Genomic DNA, 20,607 nt, shown 5'->3' on the forward strand with positions numbered 1-20,607 from the left:
CGCAACAGGTCCCGGCGCCATGCCCGGTACCAGCCCCGTTGCACCCACCGCCCCAGCTGCACCCGCTGGCCCAGCCCCGGCACCCGTCCGCGCCGGTGAGCCGGCCACGCGACCACCCGCCGGCGCCGACCCCTTCGCCCCCGACGGCGTCGTCTTCCACCCGGTCTCCCACCGCCTCATCACCGCCCGCATCCTGGGGGTCGGTCTCCTCTGCGCCGTCGTCATCATCGGCTTCGCCATCCCCGGGGTGCTCGTCTCCTCCGGATACTTCATCCCGGCGGGGGTCTTCGCGGCGCTGTTCCTCTGGCAGCTCTGGCTCATTCCGCGCCAGGTGCGGGCCATGGGCTACGCCCTGGCCGACAACCACCTCCTGTGGCGCCACGGCGTCATGTTCCGCTCCATCACCGTCACCCCCTACGGGCGCATGCAGTTTGTGGACACCTCCCAGGGGCCGCTGGCCCGCTGGCTGGGCATCGCCGAGGTCAAGCTCCACACGGCCTCGGCCAGCACCGACGCCACGATCAACGGGCTGCCGGTGGCCGAGGCCGAGCGCCTGCGCCAGGTCCTGTCCCAGCGCGGTGAGGAGAGGATGGCCGGGCTGTGAGCCCCAGCTGGGAGAGCCGGCTGGAGGCCGCCCGCAAGGCGAGGACGGACGCCGCGGGGGAGAGCGGGCCCGCCGCCTCTCGGGATCTGCCCCTGCCCGAGAATGTCACCTGGCACCGGGTCAGCCTCGTCACGCCGGTGCTGGAGGGCTGGAAGATCGTCACCGGTGTCCTGGCCTTCGTTACGGTCCAGAACCTCGACGAGCTGGTGCGCGCCCACCGCTTCATCTCCGAGCACGGCTTCACCCTGGGCGGGGGAATCGGCTACTACCTGCTCGGCCTGATCGCGTTCATCGCCCTGTGGGTGGGGCTCGGGCTGCTCAGCTGGTGGCGGCGCGCCTACGCCGTGGATGCCGACGGCGTCTACCTGCGCTCGGGCATCCTCAGCCGCAAGCTGCGTACGGCCCGTCTGCCGCGCATCCAGTCGGTCGACGTCGTCCACCCCCTGCTCGGGCGCATTTTCGGTCTGGGGCAGCTGACCGTCGAGGTCGCCGGGGGCCGGGACTCGCGGGTCGTCATCGGATTCCTCACCACCCGTGAGCTTCAGACCCTGCGCGACCGCATCCTCGACCTGGCCGCCGGACAGATCGACCTGCCCGACCCCGCTGTAGCGGGCGGCGCCGTCCACGGCAGTGGAACGGGCCACGACACCGGTGGCATCAACGACCTCGCCTCCACCGCCCACCCCGAGGGCCTCACGCCGGAGGAAGCTGCGGGCTCGGAAGCCGCCCCCGCGCCGCGCACCTCGCGGCTGCGGGCCTCCCACTTCCAGGAGCACCCGCTCTACAGCGTCGACGGCGCCACCCTCTTTGGCTCCCTGCTGCGCAGGTCCTCGGTCTATGTGCTCGGGCTGGCGGTCGTCGGCATGCTATCGGCGGGGATCCTCATCCTCGTGTCGGACTCCATGACCGGCAGTGAGGCGCTGACGATCATCTCCTCCTACCTCACGATGGTCATCGCGATGGCGACCATCGTGTGGAGCCAGTTCAACAGTGCCTGGAACTTCCAGGCCGCCGCCACCCCCAGCGGTATCCGCATGACCTACGGCCTCACCTCCGAGACCTCCCGGACGCTGCCGCCCGGACGGGTCCACGGCGTCGGGATCGCTCAGCCGATCCTGTGGCGCGGCAAGGACTGGTGGAAGGTGGACGTCACTGTGGCCGGCCGCGAGGACCGGTCCCAGGACGGCCAGAACCGGCAGTTCGGCAACCTGCTGCTGCCCGTGGGCAGCCGGGACACCGCCCTGCGCGCGCTGTGGCTCGTGGTCCCCGACCTGGGCGTTCCCGACCCCGACAGACTGCTCGCCCAGGCCCTCATCGGCCGCGACGATGACGGTGTCGGTGACCCGCAGGCCCCGGCGGGCTCGGCCGAGCGCGGCTTCGTGCGCATCAGCCGCCGCGGACGGCTCTTCCGCCCCCTGACCTGGCGGCGCGCGGCCATTGCCCTCACCGACACCTGCGTCATCATCCGCCACGGCCGCTGGCGGCGGCGAGTGGCCGTCTTCCCCTACGAACGCATCCAGTCCCTGCGCGTGCGCCAGGGGCCGCTGGCGCGCCGGCGGGGCCTGGCCTCCCTCCGACTCGACATGGTCGCCCAGGAGGTCCCCGCCTCGATCACCAACCTCGATGCCGCCGACGCCAAGGCCCTCGCAGCGCGGATCAGCCAGCGGGCGCTGCACCGGGCCCGCGCCGGGCAGCTCGACCGGTGGCTCGCGCGCGCCGTCGCCGCCGCCCCGGCCGTCGATCCCTCATAGTCAGCCCTCGAGCCGATCCGGCTGCTCGGGGCCCAGGATCTCGCGCAGGCGCAGGGCCTGCTCGGTGGTCAGGCGCCCGGTGGCCTCGCAGCGATCGGTGGTGGCGGCGGCCAGCTGACGGTAGGAGGCGACCACGTCGTCGAGGCCCCGCCCCTGGCTGTCACTCAGCGTGGAGAGCGCCTCGAGGTGGGCGGCCACCGTTCCGGCGTCACCCCTCGAGACCGGGCCGGTCAGGCCCGCCTCGCCCTCGTGCAGGGCTCGGTCCAGGGCCGCCGTGAGCAGGGGGCCGAGCGTGGCCGCACCGTCCTCGACACCGGCGGCCGCCAGCACTCGGACGGCCTGCGTCACCACGGTCAGCAGGTGGTTGGCGCTGTGCGCGAGGGCCGCGTGGTAGGCAGGGCGCGCCGACTCCTCCAGGACGAAGGGCTCCCCGCCGAGCTCGACCACCAGCGCCTGCGCGATCGGCAGCACCGCCGCGGGCGCAGTCACAGCCATCGGGCAGCCGACGAGCCGGGCCACATCCGTGGAGAACCCGGAGAAGGTCATCGCCGGGTGGATCGCCAACGGGATCGCCCCGCAGCGCTGAGCCGGGGCGAGCACGGCGGCGCCGTAGCGCCCCGAGGTGTGGGCCACCAGCTGGCCCGGCTGCCAGCGCCCCAGGTCCGCCAGGCCCTGGACGAGCGGCCCGAGGGCGTCGTCGGGGACGGCCAGCAGGACCAGCTCGGCGCGCTCGACGATCTCCTCGACCTCCAGGACCGGCACACCGGGAAGCAGCATCTCGGCACGCTCGCGCGACTCCTCCGAGACCGCGTGGACGCCGACGACCTGGTGCTCCACCGCCCGCAGCGCGCAGCCCAGGACCGCCCCGACGCGCCCGGCGGAGATGATGCCGACGCCCAGCCGGCCCGGCCTGCTCGGGCTGGTTGGGGCGGCCGGGACCCGGCCCGCGTGCTCGCCGCCTGTACCTGGGCCCGTGCCATCGATGTCGCTCATGCCCCGATGCTCTCATGCCTGCCACCTGCCCCGGTCTGGAGTGAGCCATCAGGGCGAATCTGTCAGTTTTGGCGACTTTTCAGCCGGCCGCAGGCGGCCCGTCGTTCAAGGCGACCCCGGTGACCTGCGGAAACGTGAATCGAGATGGCTGTCTTTCTCGGATTCGGCTCGGAAAAGTCGCCACCGTGGACACTTTCACCTTCCCCCGCGGGCTACCGGCCCGGGAGGGGCGACTAGCGTGGGGCACGTGAGCACTGAACCCGCACCTACGCCCGTTCCCGCCCCCCGATCCGCCGGCGCCGCAACCGTCCTGGCCCGCAGTCGCGCCGACCTCGCCGCCGCCCTGGCCGAGGCCCCGGATCCCCGGGCGGTCGTCATGACGATGGGCGCTCTCCACGAGGGCCACTTCGACCTCGTGCGCGAGGCCGCCCGGCGCGTCGGGCCGGCCGGCACCGTCGTGGTCACCATCTTCGTCAACCCCCTGCAGTTCGCCCCCACCGAGGACCTCGACGCCTACCCGCGCGACCTCGAGGGCGACCTGGCCGGACTGGCCCGCACCCTCACCGGCGCCGACGGCACCCTCGGCGTGGGACGGCTCATCGTCTTCGCCCCCACCCCGGAGGTCATCTACCCCTGCGGGCAGCCGGCGGTGCGCATCGACCCCGGCCCCATCGCCACCGTCCTGGAGGGCCGCACCCGCCCCACCCACTTCGCCGGCGTGTGCCAGGTGGTGCTCACCCTCATGCACCTGACCGCCCCGCGCTGGGCGCTGTTCGGCCGTAAGGACGCCCAGCAGCTGGCGATCATCGAGTCCATGGTGCGCGACCTCGCCGTCCCGCTGGAGATCGTGCCGGTTGACATCCGCCGCGAGAGCGACGGCCTGGCCATGAGCTCGCGCAACGCCTACCTCAGCCCCGAGCAGCGCCACCAGGCCCTGGCCCTGTCCCGCGCACTCCAGGCCGGCCGGGACGCCGCCGCGCAGGCCACCGGCTCCCGACCCGACCCCGCCGCCATCCGCCAAGCCACCCTGGCCTCCCTGGAGGCGGCCGATGGTGTTGAGATCGACTACGTGGCCCTCGTCGCCCCGGACAGCTTCGAGGACCTGGCGGGCGCCGGCCTCGGCCTGCCGCGCAGCGAGCCTGCGGGGGAGGACAGGGGGGAGGGGCTGCCCGCCGTGGGGCTGCTGGCCGTTGCCGCGCGTGTGGGCACCACCCGCCTTATCGACAACACTCTCATCGACCTGCGCCCCTGAGCGGCCCTGTTCAGGCTCGCTCTGGGTGCCCGGCTCGCCCGGGTGCTTGCGCGGGGCCAGTCGCCGTGAACCGGGTTCGGCCCCGCGCGAGAACGCACACGCGTCCCCGAGGACGCACCCTCGAGCGACAGACCCGGCGCCCTATGGCGTGTTCTCGACATCTAGCGGGCCGGCGCGGCTCCGCACAGCCCTGAGCGTCTCGCGCGTGCCTGCCCCGAGCGCACCGATGAGGCCAGCCTGTCAGGTCGCTCACCCTGTGCCGCACCGTACAGTGCGCCGGGCCCGGCGCCGTCTACGCTGTGCGGCGATGAGTTCCCGCACCCGGACGATGATGACGTCCAAGATTCACCGCGCCACCGTGACCCAGGCCGACCTCGACTACGTCGGCTCCATCACGGTGGACATCGACCTGCTCGAGGCCGCCGACCTGCTGCCCGGCGAGCGCGTCGACATCTGCAACTGCACCAACGGCAACCGCCTGTCCACCTACGTCATCCCCGGCGAGCGCGGCGCAGGCGAGATCTGCGTCAACGGTGCCGCCGCCCACCTGGTCAGCCCCGGAGATGTCGTCATCCTCATCGCCTACTCCCAGATGTCCGACGCCGAGGCCCGCACCTACCTGCCCCGGGTCGTCTTCGTCGACGAGGCCAACCGGATCGTGGAGCGGGGCACCGACCCCGGCCAGATCCCGGCCGACTCCGACGTCGCCCGCCTCCAGGGCCTGCGGCCCACCGGCATCCCCCTGGCCGAGGCCCGCGCCTGAGCCGGGTGCCGGTCAAGGGCGAGGCCCTGGGCCCCACCTGGTTCCCGGCCGAGTACTGCGTGTCCGTGCGCCGCAGCCGGAAGGGAGAGGAAGCCGTGACCGGGGCCGCCGTCGTGCCCACCTGGATCTGACCGGAGGAACCGCCGCCCGGTGTGACCAGGATCGGATGTGGATCGGGCATCGTCGGGACCCAGGGAGCGTCTGGGGAGGGCCGGCGCCGTTAGACTCCTTCACGTGACAGACGAGAGCACCCCCAGCCCCGACCCGACCGCCACCGACGCCGCCCAGTCGCCGAAGGCGGACCAGCCCAAGCAGCCCAAGGCCGACCCGGGCCCGGGCGAGCAGTTCGAGGTCCGCGCCGGCAAGCGCGAGCGCCTGCGCAGCGAGGGCTGGGACCCCTACCCGGTCTCCGTGCCCGTCACCACCACCATCGCCGCCGTGCGCGAGGGCTACGCCCACCTCGAGGCCGGGCAGGAGACCGACGACGTCGTCGGCGTGGCCGGCCGCGTCGTCTTCCTGCGCAACACCGGCCGCCTGTGCTTCGTCACCCTCCAGGACGGGGCCGGCACCACCCTGCAGGCCATGCTCTCGGCCAAGGCCCTGCCCGCCGAGGGCCACACCGCGCTCGCGGCCTTCAAGGCCGACGTCGACCTGGGCGACCACCTCTTCGTCCACGGCCGCGTCATCTCCTCACGCCGCGGCGAGCTGTCCGTCATGGCCGAGCCGGTCCTGCGCGAGGGAGCCGAGGCCGCCTCCGCCGGGGACGACGACGTCGAGATCCCCGCCTGGCGGATCGCCTCCAAGGCGCTGCGCCCCCTGCCCAAGACCTGGACCAACGAGGCCGGCGAGGCGGTGACGCTCTCGGAGGAGCAGCGCGTGCGCCGTCGTGAGCTCGACCTGCTCACCCGGCCCGCCGCCCGCGACATGGTGCGCACCCGCGCCGCCGTCGTGCGCTCCATCCGCGAGAACTTCTTCCGCCGCGACTACCTGGAGCTGGAGACCCCCATGCTGCAGGTCATTCACGGCGGGGCGGCTGCGCGCCCGTTCATCACCCACATGAACGCCTTCGACATGGATCTCTACCTGCGCATCGCCACGGAGATCTACCTCAAGCGCGCCGTGGTCGGCGGCGTCGACCGCGTCTTCGAGATCAACCGCAACTTCCGCAACGAGGGCGCCGACTCCTCCCACTCCCCGGAGTTCACGGCCCTGGAGGCCTACGAGGCCTACTCCGACTACGACGGCATGGCCGAGCTGACCCGCAACCTCGTGCAGCAGGCGGCCCGAGACGCCTTCGACCTGCCCGAGGGCGGGGAAGTGGTCACGTTGGCCGACGGCACCGAGTACGACCTGTCGGGCGAGTGGGACAAGATCGACCTCTACACCTCCGTCTCCGAGGCCCTTGGCGAGGAGATCACCGTGGAGACCCCGCGCGAGCAGCTGGTCGCCTACGCCGAGAAGATCGGCCTGGAGATCGACGACTACGCCGTGGCCGGCAAGGTCGTGGAGGACATCTTCGAGGAGCTCGTCGGCAACAAGCTGTGGGCGCCCACCTTCGTCTACGACTTCCCCGAGGACACCTCGCCGCTGACCCGCTACCACCGCAGCAAGCCGGGCCTGACCGAGAAGTGGGACCTCTACGTGCGCGGCTTCGAGACCGCCACCGCCTACTCCGAGCTCGCCGACCCCGTGGTCCAGCGCGAGCGCTTCGAGGCCCAGGCCCTGGCGGCCGCCAAGGGCGACCCCGAGGCCATGATCCTGGACGAGGACTTCCTGGTGGCCATGGAGCAGGGCTTCCCGCCCAGCGGCGGCATGGGCATGGGCATCGACCGACTCCTCATGGTGCTCACCGGCCAGGGCATCCGCGAGACCATCACCTTCCCGCTGGTCAAGCGGGGCTGAGCCCTCGAGCCGTTACTCGGGACCGCGAAACGTCTTTCGATAGGCGCTGGGCGTGGTGCCCACGTGTCTGAGAAAGTGACGACGCAAGGTGCTGGCCGTTCCTAGGCCTGTGCGCGTGGCGATGGCCTCCAGAGGCAGGCCGGTCGTCTCAAGCAGATCCATGGCGGCCAGCACACGCTGGTGGAGAAGCCACTGCAGCGGGCTCTGCCCAGTCTCGGCGACGAACCTGCGTGCCAGTTGCCGTTCAGACAGGTGCGCACGGCGAGCAAGATCCGCGACGCCCACTGGGAGATCGAGGTGCGCCACGACCCAGGTGGTCAGCTCCGCCAGCCTGTTCTCCGGATGACGGGGGCGGGCTGCCGGTGCGACGTACTGGGCCTGGCCTCCTGCGCGGTGGGGTGGGACGACCATTCGCCGTGCGATGCGATTGGCTGTTGCGGCCCCATGGTCACGGCGCACCAGGTGCAGGCACAGGTCGATTCCGGCCGCAACCCCGGCGCTGCTGGCTACGTGCCCGTGGTCGATGTACAGGACATCGGGCGTGACGTCCACGGCCGGGTAGGCCGTGCGTAGTTCCTGGGCGTCCTGCCAGTGGGTCGTGGCTGACAGGCCGTCCAGAAGCCCCGTTGGGGCGAGCGCGAAGGCCCCGGTGCATATGGAGACGACTCGGGTGCCGTGGGAGTGCGCTGATCGCAGTGCCTCGAGTACGTCATCACTGGGTGTGATGTGGGGGCTGTACCCGGGAATGACGATGGTATCGGCTCGGCGCAGAGAGGAAGGATCGCCTACTCCTGCGATCTGGAATCCGGTGGACGACGGCACCTGGCGGCCATCAGATGTCACCACCTCGAAGGAGTACTCATCCTCCTCAGGGTGGCCGAAGACCTGAGCGGCTGTGGACAGGTCGAAGGCGACGACGCCTGGCAGGGCTAGAGCGACAACGGCATGTGTCATGCGCACATGATGGCAGGAATTGCGCGTAGCGTGTCATTTCTGCCACTCGTGCTCGCCCCTCGTGACGACCAGACTGCGGTGATGAGTCGACGTGTTGTCGTCAACCTGTTCGAGCGGGGCGCGTGGCTGAGCATCGCCTCGAGCTCTCTGGCGTCACTCGAACAGACAGGTATCGAGAGAAAGACAGGTGCGCGATGAAGATCGTTACTGCTGGTGATGTCACACTCGACCGGGCGTGGGCCGCTGTTGACCTGGCCCGTATCGCGGATGCCACGGTGCGGCTTCACTGGACTGACGAACCCTATGTCTGGCACACCAACGACGGCGTCGAGGTCTTCGTTGTTCTCGATGGAGCAGTTGACATGCACTATCGTGACGAGGCCGGGACCCACGTGACTCGGCTGGAGCCCGGACGCATCTTCGTCGCCGAGGATGGCGACGAACATGTTGCCCACCCTGTGGGGACGGCCCGGATCCTCGTCATCGAGCAGGCGGGATCCATCTGACCACACTGTTGTCCGCGGAGGGGACTCCCAGGACGACGCACCATGTGTGTGGTGCGGATGGCCGGACAGGCCGCTGCGGGCGGTTAGGCGCCGAACATCTCCAGGCGGCGCTGGGCGGCCTCGAGCTCGGCGCGCAGGTAGGCGTTCTCCTGCTGGAGCTGGGCGATGTACTGGTCCCGCTGAGCGATCGCCTCGGCGTACTGGGCATCACCGGTTCCGTCGGTGCCGCTCGGCGCGGAGTACGACGCACTGCCGTACGTGTTGACTCCGCCGTCCCACGAGCCGCCGCCCCACTGTGCTTCATATCCGGAGGCCTGCGCGCCACCCTCCAGGTACCTCAACGTCTCCACGACGTGGTCGAGGAAGCTGTCGACCTCATCCTGCTCGTAGCCTTCCCGGAACCTGGTGCCTTGGAACTTCATGCTCTGCACGTCGTCAGCCGTGAGCACCTTGCCGCCGGCGATGTCGGAGGCATACCCAGTGGAGTTAGTTCCTGCCTGGAGAACCCTCAGCGTGCTGGCGATCTTCTCAAGAAAGCTATCAACCTCGTGCTGTTCGTAGCCCTCTCGGAACTGGGTGGCCGTGAACCTCACGTTGTCCACGTCATTGCTCGTCAGGATCGTCATGTGTCCTGGTCCTCTCTACGACTGTGTGGTGGCAGATGCGGCGGCGAGGCCTAGACCCCTGTCGTCCCCAGCCGACGCTGGGCGGACTCGAGCTCGGCGCGAAGGTAGGCGACCTCCTGCTGGAGCTGGGCGATGTACTGGTCGCGTTGCGCAATCGCCTCGGCGTACTGGGCATCACCGGTTCCGTCGGCGCTGCCCGGGGCGTAGCCGGTCTGGGCCGGGCTCATGCCATAGGTGCCGCCGCCGTAGGTCCCGCCGGCACCGGCGGCCGGCTGGGCGGCGAAGGAGCCGGCGCTCACCTGTGCCTCAAGTGCCTCCATAGTCGAGACCACCTGGGCGAGGAAGGCATCAACCTGGTCGATGCGGTAACCAGACCACCGGGTGGTCGAGAACCGGATGTTCCTGACGCCCTCGGAGGTCAGGAGGATCTCGGCCTTCCGGTGCGAGGGGCCCGAAGAGTCCTGTGACGTGCCGAGTCGCTCCTCGAACTCCCGCATCGTGGTGGTCACGTCGTCGAGGAAGACGTCGACCTCGTCCTGTTTGTAGCCCTCCTTGAATGAGGAGACCTCGAACTTCACGGTGAGAACGTCGTCGGCTGTCAGCAGCGTCATGCTCTTCTACTCCTTGTTGTCGCATTCTGTGCGTGATCCTGATCCGTGACCTGCAGCCCCAGGTGCTGCGCCAGGAGCGGCGCAAGCTCGCTGAGCTGCCCGCTGCTGACGGTCGCTCCGGCCAGGGAACCGACACCGCTGACTGTTCTCATCTCCAGTCCGCGCAGGTCAACGTCGCTCAGGCTCCCGCCGTGCAGGCGCAGCGTGCCCACCTGGCAGTCCTCGAAGCGGACCCGCTGGGCGTCGATGCCGCTCAGGTCCAGCTCGTCGATCCGGGTGGCCCGGATGAGGAGGTCGCGCACAGTGGTTCCGGCGAGGTTCGTGAAGCCCAGGCGGCAGTTCTCCATGAGGAGCGACTCGACATCGGCGTCGTAGAGCTCCCAGGCCCCGATACGGGAGTCGACCAGCTCCACCGTGCGCCAGGTGGAGCGCGGGCTATGAAGATAGGTGGCGCTCAGGCGCTCCAGGCGGCAGTCGACCAGCCGCGCCGCGGCCAGGTCGGTGTCATTGGCGAAGACCTCCGAGAACCGGCAGCTGAGCAGCGTGAGTGCCGACAGGTCGCCGCCGCTCAGGTCTGCCTCGACCAGCTCCAGGTCCTCGACCATCTCGCCGGCGGTGAGCTCATCGGCCTCGCCGTCGCGCAGGCGACTGAGGTCCGGTGCCGTGAGGGCCGGCGGCCTCGGGCAGGCCGCGGCGGAGGAGCCTGCGGCCGTGTCGGTCCGTCCTGCGGTCATGGTCCTGTTCTATCGCAGATCGGCTCCGGGCACCGGGGGTTGTTCTCCCCGGTGCCCGGGTGCGCAGGAGGGGTAGGTGTCCATATCGGAGACAAAGGAGCTCACAGGCCGTCACTCTGCCGAGAAGAACCGCGAAATCATGCGGTTTCATTGTCTGCGACTGAGGCTGATCGCGGCCTTTGTCACCGATTTGGACACGTCGGTGCGTTCCTACTCGAATCGGACGGTGGTGCCGGCCAGCATGCGCCGGCCGTAGCGGGCACTGGCCAGGGTCGCCACCACCACCAGCGCCAGGCACGCCCCCAGCGCCAGCCAGTAGCCGCCGCCCGGCCAGCTGATGTGGCGCCCCGACACCCCGCCGACCAGTGCCCATGCGGTCAGCCATCCCAGACCGATGCTCATGGCCAGGGCGGTGACCGCCGGCAGCATCGTCTCGTAGGACACCATGGAGCGCAGCGTCGCCGCCGGCATGCCGACCAGCCGTAGCAGACCCAGGACCCGCCGGCGCCCCAGCAGCGCCGCCACCGTCGAGACCCCCAGCGAGACCGCGGAGATGCCCGCGGCGATGAGGATGCCGATGTAGCCCAGCTGGGCGAACTGGTTCTCCATGGCGGTGTCCTGGAGGGCCTGGATCGAGCTGGGTGAGGTTGGGGCGGTCCCCAGGGCCAGGCCCGAGGTGGCCAGAGCGGTGCGGGCTCGCTCGACGGCCCCGGGGCTGGCCGGGTCGGTGCCCACCAGGACGATGGGCGCGCCGTGCTCACGGGCACTCGCCAGCTCCTCGGCGCTGACCGGCGACGGCGAGGCCGCCGCGTTCTCATACAGCCAGCGGGTGCTGATGCTCACCGCGCCATCCGGGGACGCCACGTGCGGCGCTCCGAGGGCCTCGGCCTTGTCAGCCTCGAGGATGACCCGGCTGTCCTGCTTGCCGTCCCCGCTGATCCTCCCCACGGCGACCGTCGTCACCCCGGGCACGGCGGCGAGCTGGTCGACGGCGCTGTTCAGGGTGCCCTCGTCGCTGATCGTCGGTGTCGCCTCGAGCGACGTGGGGCTCAGGTGCCCGCCACCCTGGGTGACATCACGGGTCCCGGCAGCAACGGTGATGGCGACGGCGAACACCGTCATGGCGTAGACGGCGACGACCACGCCCGCCACCGCCCGGAAGACCGCCCGGGGGTGCTGAGTGATCCGGTTGAAGCCGATGACCTGCGCCGCGGAATGGGCCAGGGCCCTGCCGCCTCGGGCCACCCACCAGGTCAGGACCGGCCCGGCCCACAGCAGCCCCAGCATCGTGCACAGGAAGGAGACCGGCAGCAGGTAGATGGTCAGATCGGAGTTCTGGTGGGCCACCGTCGGGGTGCTGACCAGCCCCACGGTCCCCAGGATCACGGGCGCCAGCGAGATGAGGTGGGGGCGGCGCTCAGCGCGCTCGCGGGAGCCGCCCAGCGGCCCGAGGTCGGCCCGTCGAGTGCGCCACCAGGCCACGGCCGCCGCCCCCGCCGTGGTCACGACGACGGCGAGGACCGCGTTGACGGGTGAGCGCAGCAGGTCGGAGTAGTAGAAACGACTTGACTTCAGCGTGATCTGCGCGGCCAGTGGGATCAGGGCCAGGTAGAGGGCCACGCCCGCCAGGGCGCCGACGAAGGTGGTGGCCCCGATCTCCAGGGCCGCGGTGCGGGCGACCTGCTGGGGCGTGGCCCCGATGAGGCGCAGCGTGGCGAAGCGCTCGGCCCGCTGCGCCGCCCCCAGATCCGTGACGATCCCGACGAGCAGCAGCGCGGGTACGAGCACCGCGATGGCGCCGACGATCGTGGCGATCCGATACGCCTCGTTCTCGTAGGGGATGCCTTGGAAGGAGGTGACCACCTGGGGCGGGATGTAGAACTCGGAGGCGGCCACGGTCCCCAGGTCCGTCCCGACGATGGCCACCAGCGAATCCGGTCCCTCGACGGCCTCGGGGGACAGGACCCCTACCTGCTTGCCGTAGCGGTCGCCGAGCTGGTCGGCGGGAAGGGATGCGATGCGCTTGGCCAGGGCGGGGGAGGCCAGGTACTCGCCCCGCTTGGGGACGATGTCGGAGCCCGGGATCCTCACCGAGGTGGTGCCCGACTCCGGCAGGGCCACCCTCAGGACGGTGATCGACTGGTTTCCGACGACGTCGAAGTTGCTGGCGACGGCCAGCTCGCCGGCGGTGAGGGTGTGGTCGGGCTGGAGGTCGGTGTGGTTCGACTGTCCGGGGATGCCGGGTATGAGGGCGGTGGACGCCCAGCTCGAGCGCATGCTGCGCTCGGGGAAGGCCTGGGCGGCGGCCAGCAGCATAAGGAACAGGGTCACCCCCACCATGACGCCGGCGACGATCCCGGCCAGGCGGCGCCGGGCCGAGCGGTCGTTGGCGACGAGCAGCCGGGTCAGGGCGATGCGACTCATGACCGGCTCCTCTCACTGCCCGGGCTTCCCGGCTCGGCGTGCCCCGGCCGGCTCGGGCCGGCTGCGGTGTGCGTGGCCCCGGGACTGATGCGACCGTCGCGCACGGTGACCTCCCGGTCGGCGTAGGCGGCGACGCGCGCGTCATGGGTGATGATGACCAGGGCGGCGCCTCGGGAGTGCACCGAGTTCAGCAGCACCTCCATGGTCCGCTCGGCGGCCAGGGAGTCCAGGGAGCCGGTGGGCTCGTCGGCAAAGAGCAGACGCGGGTTGGTCACCAGCGCTCGCGCGACGGCGGCCCGCTGCGCCTGCCCGCCCGAGAGCTGGGTGGGGCGTTTGTCCAGGTGCTCGCTGAGCCCCAGCTCGCCCAGAGTCTCGCGGGCCTGGGCCAGCGCCCGCCGGCGCGGGGTGCCCGCCAGGAGCAGGGGGATGGTGACATTGTCCAGGGCGGAGAGGTCCGGCAGGAGCTGACCGAACTGGAAGATGAAGCCGAACTCTTTCAGGCGCAGGCGGCTGCGGGCCGCCTCGTCGAGGGCCGCGATGTCCTGGGTCGTGTCGGCTCCGTGGTAGTCGACGCGCCCGGCGTCGGGCACGAGCACCCCGGCCATGACGTGCAGGAGGGTGGACTTGCCCGAGCCCGATGGGCCGGTGACGGCCAGGACCTCACCGGCCGCGACGTCCAGGTCGACGCCGCGCAGCGCGTGGGTCTGCCCGAAGCTCATCTCCAGGCCGCGGGCGCGCATGATGACCTCGCCCGGCAGGCCGGCCTGGCCCTGGCCGGGTGCAGTGGTGACTCCAGTGGTGACGGCGGTGGTGACGGGGCTAGCGTTCATGAGCGCACCTCCTCACGCAGCTCGCTCAGGCGGGCCGCGGTGGTCTCCATCCAGCGCAGGTCGGCCTCGATGTGGAACAGGGCGTGGTCGGCCAGCAGCACCGTGCGCAGGTCTCCGTCCTGCTTGAGGCGGGTCAGCTCGCGCATACGCGCCATGTGCTCGGCGCGCTGAAGGTCGAGGAGGCGTCCGGCGTCGTCGTCGAGCATGAGGGCGATGACGGTCTTGGCGAAGATGTCGGCCTGGACGTCGCCGGCCGGGGTGACCGGGGTCAGCAGCCACTGCTCGACGCTCTGGCGCCCGGCGTCGGTGACCTCGTAGCGCTTGCGCTCCGGGCCGGCTCCGGGCTCGGTCTCGATCTGAGTGATGAGCCCGTCGCGCACCAGGCGGGCGAGCGTGGCGTAGACCTGGCCGTAGGCCAGCGGCTTGGAGGCGGCGAACCAGTGGTCCCAGGAGCGTTTGAGGTCGTATCCGTGCCCAGGCCCGGCGCTGAGCAGCCCAAGAAGAGTGAGTTTCGATTCCATGGCCGCGACTATACGCTGAGTGTATACGCGCGCGACATACTCCGTGAGGAGGATATGCACGAGCACGTCCTTGCTGTTGGGTAGGGGTATCGCGGCGAATAAACCAACAGGCCAGCCTGTGTTTGACAGGCCCTGGCCGGCATCGTAGGTTAGGTTAGGTTGACCTTTGTACTTCAGGTGTGGGGAGAGTAGATGCCGATCGGGGTCCTCAGGGCCGTTGTCGCCCCCGTTCTCAGACAGTGGCGGAGGTGAGTGCCCGCGTGATCGCACGCCGCCCGGCCATCCTCCTGACCGCGGCCATCCTGCTGGCCCTGTGCGTCCTGGCCTCCCTGTTCATCGGCTCCTCCAGGATCCCCGCCGGCCAGGTCGCCCACTACCTGCTCCACCCCGACGCCTCCAACGTCAGCTACAACATCAACGTCCTGCGCGTGCAGCGCACCATCATGGGCGTGCTCGTGGGCGCCGCTCTGGCGGTGGCCGGCGCGGTGATGCAGGCCGTCACCCGCAACCCCCTGGCCGAGCCCGGGCTGCTCGGTGTCAACGCCGGCGCCTCGCTGGGCATCGTCCTGGGAACCGCCGTGCTCGGCGTGCTCCCGGTCCCCAACCAGCTGGCCCTGGCCGCTGGAGGAGCCCTGGTGGCGACCGCACTGGTTCAGGTCATCGGCATGATTGGCGCCTCGAGCCCCTCGCCGGTGCGCCTGGTGCTCATCGGTGTCGCCTTCTCGGCCTTCGCCGGGGCGGTCATCCGGGGCGTCGTGCTGACGATGCCGAACCTGTTCCGCACCTTCATCGACTGGGAGGTCGGCTCCCTGACCCGCACCGACATCCCCCTGCCGCCCGTGGCGGCCCTCGTGGTGGCGGGGACCGGGGCGGCCATCCTGCTGGCCGGCGCCCTGGACAATATCGCCCTGGGCGACGACGTCGCAGCCGCGCTGGGCACCCGGGTCGCCCTCGTGCGGAGCCTGAGCCTGGTGGTCGTCACGCTCCTGTGCGCCACCGCCACGACGGTGGCCGGCCCCATCGGGTTCGTTGGGCTCATGGCGCCGCTGACGGCCTCCTGGCTCATGGGACCCCACCGGGGCTGGATCGTGGCCCTGTGTGCGCTGGGCGGCCCCGTCGTCGTCCTGGCCGCCGACGTCCTGGGCCGCGTCCTGGCCCGTCCCGGCGAGATGCAGGTCGGTCTGCTGACGGCCTTCGTCGGCTCACCCGTCCTGCTGCTCATGGTCCTGCGGATGAAGGACCGGTCCTCATGAGGGGAATCAGACCGGGCCGCGCCGTCTCTCCATCGCGTCTCCCCGCCGGCACCGACCCGCGACGCAGCCTCCACGTGGGGGCCGACGCCGGACGCCTGTGGATCGTCGTCGGCCGCCGGTCGGTGCTCATCACCCCGCGCCACGTCATCGTCGGCCTCATGCTGCTGGTGCTCAGCCTCGCCGTGGCCGTGGTCTCCCTGCGGTTAGGGAAGTTCCCCGTCACCACCCAGGAGGTCATCGATGCGCTCCAGGGGCAGGGGCGCAAGATCGTCCAGGTCGTCGTCGTGAAGTGGAAGCTGCCCCGGATCGTGCTGGGGCTTGTGGCGGGCCTGGCCCTGGGCGTGGCCGGCGCCCTCTTCCAGACCATCACCCGCAACCCCCTGGGCTCGCCCGACCTCATCGGCTTCAGCACGGGCGCGCAGACCGGGATCCTCGTCAGCATCCTCCTCCTGCCCGGCTCCATGCTCTCGGCCTCCCTGGCCTCCTTCATCGGCGGGGCCGCCGTCGGCACGGTGACCTACCTCGTCTCCCTGCGCGGCGGATTCACCGGCCTGCGCTTCATCCTCGTGGGGATCGCCATCAGCTCCATGCTCGTCTCCGTCAACCGCTGGCTGCTGGTACGGGTCGACGACGACGAGGGCCTGGGCGCCCTCAAGGCCATCACCGGCACCCTCGGGGCCGCCCGGTGGCCGGTGGTGGCTCCGACCTGCCTGGCCATCGGGGTTACCGTCACCCTCATCCTGCTGGCCTCCCGCCACCTGCAGGTCCTGTCCCTGGGGGAGCAGGTGGCCACCATCCTGGGCAGCCCCACCCGCCGAGCCAGCGCCGTCCTCATCCTGCTGGGCACCGTGCTGGTGGCGGTGGTGACGATGGCGGCCGGCCCCATCGGCTTCGTCGCCCTCGTGGCGCCCCACCTGGCCCGTCTCCTCACCGGCTCCCCGCAGTCCCCACTGCTCGTGAGCGGCCTGACCGGGAGCCTTCTGATGGTGGGCGCCGACCTGCTCAGCCAGCTCGTGCTCGAGTCGATGCCAGTGAGCGTGGTGACCAACGCCGTCGGTGGCCTCTACCTCATGGTGGCGCTGACCGTGGCAGCGCGCGGAAGGAGATCCCTGTGACCGACCTGTCCTCCACCGAGGCGAACACCGCCGCCGGACCGGCCGCCCCCGGGGCTCGCCTGGCCGCCCGAGGTGCGACCATCGCCTACGAGCGCCACGTGGTCTCCCGCAACCTCGACGTCGACATCCCTGCCGGTGTCTTCACCGCCATCGTGGGGCCCAACGCCTGCGGGAAGTCCACGCTGCTGCGCGCCCTGGCCCGGTTGCACCGGCCCGCCCGAGGAGCGGTACTCCTCGACGGTGCCGACATCGTCCGCCTGGGAACCAAGGAGGTCGCCCGCCGGGTCGGCCTGCTTCCCCAGAGCGCCACCGTGCCCGCCGGCATGCTGGTGCGTGACCTCGTGGCCCGCGGCCGCTTCCCCCACCAGGGCCTGTTCCGCCAGTGGTCGCAGCAGGACAGGCAGGCCGTCGAGGAGGCCATGGAGATGGTGGGGGTCACCGAGCTGGCCGCCCGCCCCGTCGACGAGCTCAGCGGTGGCCAGCGCCAGCGCGTGTGGATCGCCCTGGCCCTGGCCCAGGGCACCGAGACGATCCTGCTCGATGAGCCCACCACCTTCCTCGACCTGGCCCACCAGGTCGACATCCTCCAGCTGTGCCGGCGTCTCAATGCCGACGGCCGCACGGTGGTGGCCGTCCTGCACGACCTCAACCAGGCGGCGCGCTGCGCCGAGCACATGATCGTCATGCACGAGGGCCGGGTCCGCACCACCGGCTCCCCGAGCGCGATCCTCACCGAGGACCTCATCGAGGAGGTCTTCGGCCTGGCGGCCGTCATCGCCCCCGACCCGGTGGCCGGCACCCCTATGGTGGTGCCCCGTCACCTGGGCGCGGTCGCGCCGGCCGGCCCTGCCCCTGCCGCGACCCGCTCCGCTCCCACTGACTCCACTGGAGGTCCGGCCCCACAGCCCTCTGCCGATCCCGCCTCGGCAGGAACCAGCCCGACTGCTCGTTCCCAGCAGGACGGACAAGAAAGGAACACAGATAGATGAACGCATCCTCGCGGCGCTCCAGCCGCCTGAGGCAGGGCCTCCTCGCCGTGGCAGCCATGGTGCTGAGCACCGGCCTGGTGGCCTGCGGCTCCTCCAGCTCGACCTCCACCGCCTCCGCCGCCGGCTCCGCAGGGGCCTCCGGGGCGGCCTCAGCCGGGGCCTCCGGTGCCGCCTCGGCCGCGGCCTCCCCCAAGGTCACTTGGCCGGTCACCATCAAGGGGGACGACGGTGTCGACGTCGAGATCAAGGCCGAACCCAAGAGCATCGTGTCCACCTCCGTGACCCTGACCGGATCGCTGCTGGCCCTCGACGCCCCGGTGGTCGCCTCGACGCCGGCCAAGAAGAAGGATGAGAAGACCGACGACAACGGCTTCTTCACCCAGTGGTCCAAGCAGGCCACTGACAAGGGCGTCAAGGCCATCGACGGCACCGAGGACAACCTCGCCCAGACGGTCGCGGGCAGCAACCCCGACCTCATCATCGTGGCCAAGACGGGACAGGACTCGGCCGCCAAGGTCGTCGAGAGCCTGCGCCAGCTCGAGGTGCCCGTCCTCGTCATCGACTACGGATCGCACTCCTGGCAGGACGTCACCAAGACCCTGGGGCAGGCCACCGGTCGCCAGGCCAAGGCCGACGCCGTCGTCAAGGACTACACCACCAAGGCCGAGAAGGCCAAGGGCGCCATCTCCGTCCCGAAGGGGGCGACCTCGGTCTTCACCGTCCCCGGGGACGGCACCAAGGGCGCCAACGCCTTCACCGAGGAGGCCCCGCAGGCCCAGCTCCTCAAGGACCTGGGCTTCACCATTGCCGCCGTCCCCGACAGCGTCAAGGGCGACCAGTCCATGGGTGAGCGCAAGGACATCGTCCAGCTCTCTCCGGAGAACGTCCAGGCGGGACTGACCGGTGAGAACTGGGTCGTCATTGCCGCCGACGAGACCGCGAAGAACGCCGTCACCACCAACGAGACCTTCAGCTCGGCGGCCCCGGTGACCGGAGGCAAGGTGCAGTACATGCCACCCTCGTCCTTCCGGCTGGACTACTACTCGGCCCTCGAGATGCTCGAGGCCGTCCAGAAGGCCTACCCCAAGGCCTCGTGAAACACTGATGGCAACACTGACGACCTCAGTGTCAACGCGATGGTGCCCCGGGCTCTCGGCCCGGGGCACCACGTATATCGACGACATCGACCCTCGCGGTCGCGCACTGCTCGGGGACGGGCCCCTCAGCCCCAGGCAACCGAGTAGTACTGAGTCTCCTGGAACTCACGGATCCCTTCACGCGCGCCCTCACGCCCGATACCGGACTGCTTGACACCCCCGAAGGGGGCGGCGGGATCGGATACGAGCCCACGGTTGACACCGACCATCCCAACCTCCATGCGCTCGGCCAGGCGCAGCGCCCACCCGAGGTCGCGGGAGAAGACGTAGCCCGACAGCCCGTAGTCCGTATCGTTGATCCACGTCAGCAGCTCGTCCTCGTCGTCCCAGGTGACGATCGGGGCGACGGGGCCGAAGATCTCGGTGCGCACGATCTCCGCGTCGGGGGCGACATTCGTCAGGACCCGCACCGGGACGAACGCCCCCGGAGACTCCTGGGGCCAGGAGGACTCAGCGTGGACGACGGCGCCCCCGGCCACCGCCCCGTCCACCAGGGCGTTGATCTTGTCGCGGGCAGCCGGTGTCACCAGGGGGCCGATCTGGTTCGCCTCGTCCGCCAGGGCCGGCCCCACCCTCAGGTCGCGGACGACGGCGGAGAACTTCTCGGTGAACTCCTGGGCGACGTCACGGTGGACGTAGAAGCGGTTGGCGGCCGTGCAGGCCTCGCCCCCGCCTCGGAGCTTGGCCTGAACGGCACCCGTCACCGCGGCGTCGATATCGGCGTCGGCCGCCACCACGAAAGGTGCGTTGCCCCCGAGCTCCATGGACGACACCAGGACCTTCTCCGCCGCCTGCTTCATGAGCACACGACCGACCTGGGTGGAACCGGTGAAGGAGACGGCTCGGACCCGGGAGTCCTCGAGCCACGTCGTCGAGACCTCCACGGAACGGCTCGAGGGCACGATGTTCACCACGCCCGCGGGCACGCCGGCCTGCTGGATCAGATGTCCCAGTGCCACCGCCGTCAGGGGCGTGAGGGACGCGGGACGGAGCACCACCGTGCACCCGGCGGCCAGGGCCGGGGCGATCTTGCGGGTCCCCATCGCCGCCGGGAAGTTCCAGGGGGTAATCATGGCGACCACCCCGATCGGGCGGTGCGTGACGATCGTCCGGGTCCCGCCCGCCGGGGAGGAGCCGAAACCGCCCTCGGTGCGCACGGCTTCCTCGGAGAACCATCGGAAGAACTCCGCCGCGTAGAGGACCTCCGCCCTGGCGTCGTCCAGGGACTTGCCGTTCTCGGCGCTGATGAGCACCGCGAGCTCCTCGACCTGTCCCACTATGAGGTCGAACAGGGTCCGCAGCAGCTCTGCGCGCTGCCGGGGCGGGGTGGCGCTCCAGGCAGGCAGCGCCTCGGAGGCCGCGTCGACGGCGCGTGCGGCATCCGCCGGAGTCGCATCCGTGCAGCGTGCGAATACGGCGTTGCTGGCGGGGTCGACGACGTCGAAGGTTCCGCCGTCGGAGGCTGCCGTCATCCGCCCGCCCAGGAGCATCCCCTCCTCGGGGCGGATCCTGTGCAGGTAGTCGGCCAGAGCCGGGTGGGCTCCGAGGGTGGTGTACGCCGCTGTGTCAGTTGCCGCGCCGGGTCGTGTGTCAGCCATGGTTGTGCTCCCTGAGTATCGACT

The 20,607-nt window shown here is 70.7% G+C and carries 20 protein-coding genes; 11 read left to right on the forward strand and 9 right to left on the reverse strand.

Annotated elements, in window-relative coordinates:
- Positions 1-19 precede the first annotated feature (19 nt).
- Both JJJ14_RS02320 and JJJ14_RS02325 read left to right on the forward strand, forming a co-directional pair.
- The gene (locus JJJ14_RS02320; RefSeq protein ID WP_201445052.1) at positions 20-604 is read left to right on the forward strand and encodes a PH domain-containing protein; all 585 of its coding nucleotides are present in this window, start codon (positions 20-22) and stop codon (positions 602-604) included.
- Entirely contained in the window at positions 601-2,355 is a 1,755-nt protein-coding gene (locus JJJ14_RS02325) for a PH domain-containing protein (RefSeq protein WP_201444590.1), read from the forward strand. Before JJJ14_RS02320 ends, JJJ14_RS02325 begins: the two co-directional genes overlap by 4 nt.
- Here the strand turns inward: JJJ14_RS02325 and JJJ14_RS02330 are convergent, their stop codons facing one another.
- Entirely contained in the window at positions 2,356-3,348 is a 993-nt protein-coding gene (locus JJJ14_RS02330) for a Rossmann-like and DUF2520 domain-containing protein (RefSeq protein ID WP_101558808.1), read from the reverse strand.
- Positions 3,349-3,586: 238 nt separating this feature from the next.
- Here JJJ14_RS02330 and panC point away from each other — a divergent pair, with 238 nt between their 5' ends.
- The 4 genes from panC (at position 3,587) to lysS (ending at position 7,265) form a co-directional block, all read left to right on the forward strand.
- Positions 3,587-4,600, forward strand: coding sequence for a pantoate--beta-alanine ligase (gene panC / locus JJJ14_RS02335; RefSeq protein WP_201444591.1), 1,014 nt, complete (start codon positions 3,587-3,589; stop codon positions 4,598-4,600).
- 307 nt (positions 4,601-4,907) lie between these two features.
- Positions 4,908-5,363 carry an aspartate 1-decarboxylase gene (gene panD / locus JJJ14_RS02340; protein WP_003789149.1) on the forward strand — a complete coding sequence of 152 codons (456 nt, stop codon included), beginning with the start codon at positions 4,908-4,910 and terminating at the stop codon, positions 5,361-5,363.
- Positions 5,364-5,368: 5 nt separating this feature from the next.
- Positions 5,369-5,494, forward strand: coding sequence for a hypothetical protein (locus JJJ14_RS12695; protein WP_256694786.1), 126 nt, complete (start codon positions 5,369-5,371; stop codon positions 5,492-5,494).
- A gap of 103 nt (positions 5,495-5,597) precedes the next feature.
- Positions 5,598-7,265: a lysine--tRNA ligase gene (lysS, locus tag JJJ14_RS02345; RefSeq protein ID WP_201444592.1), complete on the forward strand. Its 1,668-nt coding sequence runs from the start codon at positions 5,598-5,600 to the stop codon at positions 7,263-7,265.
- A gap of 12 nt (positions 7,266-7,277) precedes the next feature.
- On the opposite strand, the gene JJJ14_RS02350 is transcribed toward lysS, so the two are convergent.
- A complete protein-coding gene (locus JJJ14_RS02350; protein WP_201444593.1) occupies positions 7,278-8,219 on the reverse strand; it encodes a GlxA family transcriptional regulator in 942 nt (313 codons plus the stop codon).
- Between the two features lie 194 nt (positions 8,220-8,413).
- Here JJJ14_RS02350 and JJJ14_RS02355 point away from each other — a divergent pair, with 194 nt between their 5' ends.
- The gene (locus JJJ14_RS02355; protein WP_010614451.1) at positions 8,414-8,725 is read left to right on the forward strand and encodes a cupin; all 312 of its coding nucleotides are present in this window, start codon (positions 8,414-8,416) and stop codon (positions 8,723-8,725) included.
- An 83-nt stretch (positions 8,726-8,808) separates the two neighbouring features.
- Here the strand turns inward: JJJ14_RS02355 and JJJ14_RS02360 are convergent, their stop codons facing one another.
- The 6 genes from JJJ14_RS02360 to JJJ14_RS02385 form a co-directional block, all read right to left on the reverse strand.
- Positions 8,809-9,351, reverse strand: a complete 543-nt coding sequence (locus JJJ14_RS02360; protein ID WP_201444594.1) for a DivIVA domain-containing protein — start codon at positions 9,349-9,351, stop codon at positions 8,809-8,811.
- A 50-nt stretch (positions 9,352-9,401) separates the two neighbouring features.
- The gene (locus JJJ14_RS02365; RefSeq protein WP_201444595.1) at positions 9,402-9,962 is read right to left on the reverse strand and encodes a DivIVA domain-containing protein; all 561 of its coding nucleotides are present in this window, start codon (positions 9,960-9,962) and stop codon (positions 9,402-9,404) included.
- Complete coding sequence (locus tag JJJ14_RS02370; RefSeq protein WP_201444596.1) at positions 9,959-10,696, reverse strand: pentapeptide repeat-containing protein; 738 nt, start codon at positions 10,694-10,696, stop codon at positions 9,959-9,961. The genes JJJ14_RS02365 and JJJ14_RS02370 overlap by 4 nt, the downstream gene beginning before the upstream one ends.
- A 210-nt stretch (positions 10,697-10,906) precedes the next feature.
- Positions 10,907-13,120 (reverse strand): FtsX-like permease family protein, encoded by a 2,214-nt coding sequence (locus JJJ14_RS02375; protein ID WP_201444597.1) that lies wholly within the window; start codon positions 13,118-13,120, stop codon positions 10,907-10,909.
- A complete protein-coding gene (locus JJJ14_RS02380) occupies positions 13,117-13,950 on the reverse strand; it encodes an ABC transporter ATP-binding protein (protein ID WP_201444598.1) in 834 nt (277 codons plus the stop codon). The genes JJJ14_RS02375 and JJJ14_RS02380 overlap by 4 nt, the downstream gene beginning before the upstream one ends.
- Complete coding sequence (locus tag JJJ14_RS02385; protein WP_003789164.1) at positions 13,947-14,471, reverse strand: PadR family transcriptional regulator; 525 nt, start codon at positions 14,469-14,471, stop codon at positions 13,947-13,949. Before JJJ14_RS02385 ends, JJJ14_RS02380 begins: the two co-directional genes overlap by 4 nt.
- Positions 14,472-14,731: 260 nt before the next feature.
- Here JJJ14_RS02385 and JJJ14_RS02390 point away from each other — a divergent pair, with 260 nt between their 5' ends.
- Genes JJJ14_RS02390 through fepB form a run of 4 tightly spaced genes read left to right on the forward strand, consistent with a single transcriptional unit; the run spans position 14,732 to position 18,925 of the window.
- Positions 14,732-15,724, forward strand: a complete 993-nt coding sequence (locus tag JJJ14_RS02390) for a FecCD family ABC transporter permease (RefSeq protein WP_236592885.1) — start codon at positions 14,732-14,734, stop codon at positions 15,722-15,724.
- Positions 15,721-16,839: a FecCD family ABC transporter permease gene (locus tag JJJ14_RS02395; protein WP_201444600.1), complete on the forward strand. Its 1,119-nt coding sequence runs from the start codon at positions 15,721-15,723 to the stop codon at positions 16,837-16,839. The genes JJJ14_RS02390 and JJJ14_RS02395 overlap by 4 nt, the downstream gene beginning before the upstream one ends.
- Entirely contained in the window at positions 16,836-17,828 is a 993-nt protein-coding gene (locus JJJ14_RS02400) for an ABC transporter ATP-binding protein (RefSeq protein ID WP_201444601.1), read from the forward strand. The genes JJJ14_RS02395 and JJJ14_RS02400 overlap by 4 nt, the downstream gene beginning before the upstream one ends.
- Positions 17,825-18,925: a Fe2+-enterobactin ABC transporter substrate-binding protein gene (gene fepB / locus JJJ14_RS02405; RefSeq protein WP_201444602.1), complete on the forward strand. Its 1,101-nt coding sequence runs from the start codon at positions 17,825-17,827 to the stop codon at positions 18,923-18,925. The genes JJJ14_RS02400 and fepB overlap by 4 nt, the downstream gene beginning before the upstream one ends.
- Positions 18,926-19,050: 125 nt before the next feature.
- Here fepB and JJJ14_RS02410 read toward each other — a convergent pair whose 3' ends face one another.
- On the reverse strand, positions 19,051-20,583 hold the full coding sequence (locus JJJ14_RS02410; RefSeq protein ID WP_201444603.1) for an NAD-dependent succinate-semialdehyde dehydrogenase: 1,533 nt from the start codon (positions 20,581-20,583) through the stop codon (positions 19,051-19,053).
- Positions 20,584-20,607: the final 24 nt, after the last annotated feature.

Source organism: Actinomyces sp. HMT 175 (genome assembly GCF_016694895.1).
Lineage (GTDB): Bacteria > Actinomycetota > Actinomycetes > Actinomycetales > Actinomycetaceae > Actinomyces > Actinomyces oris.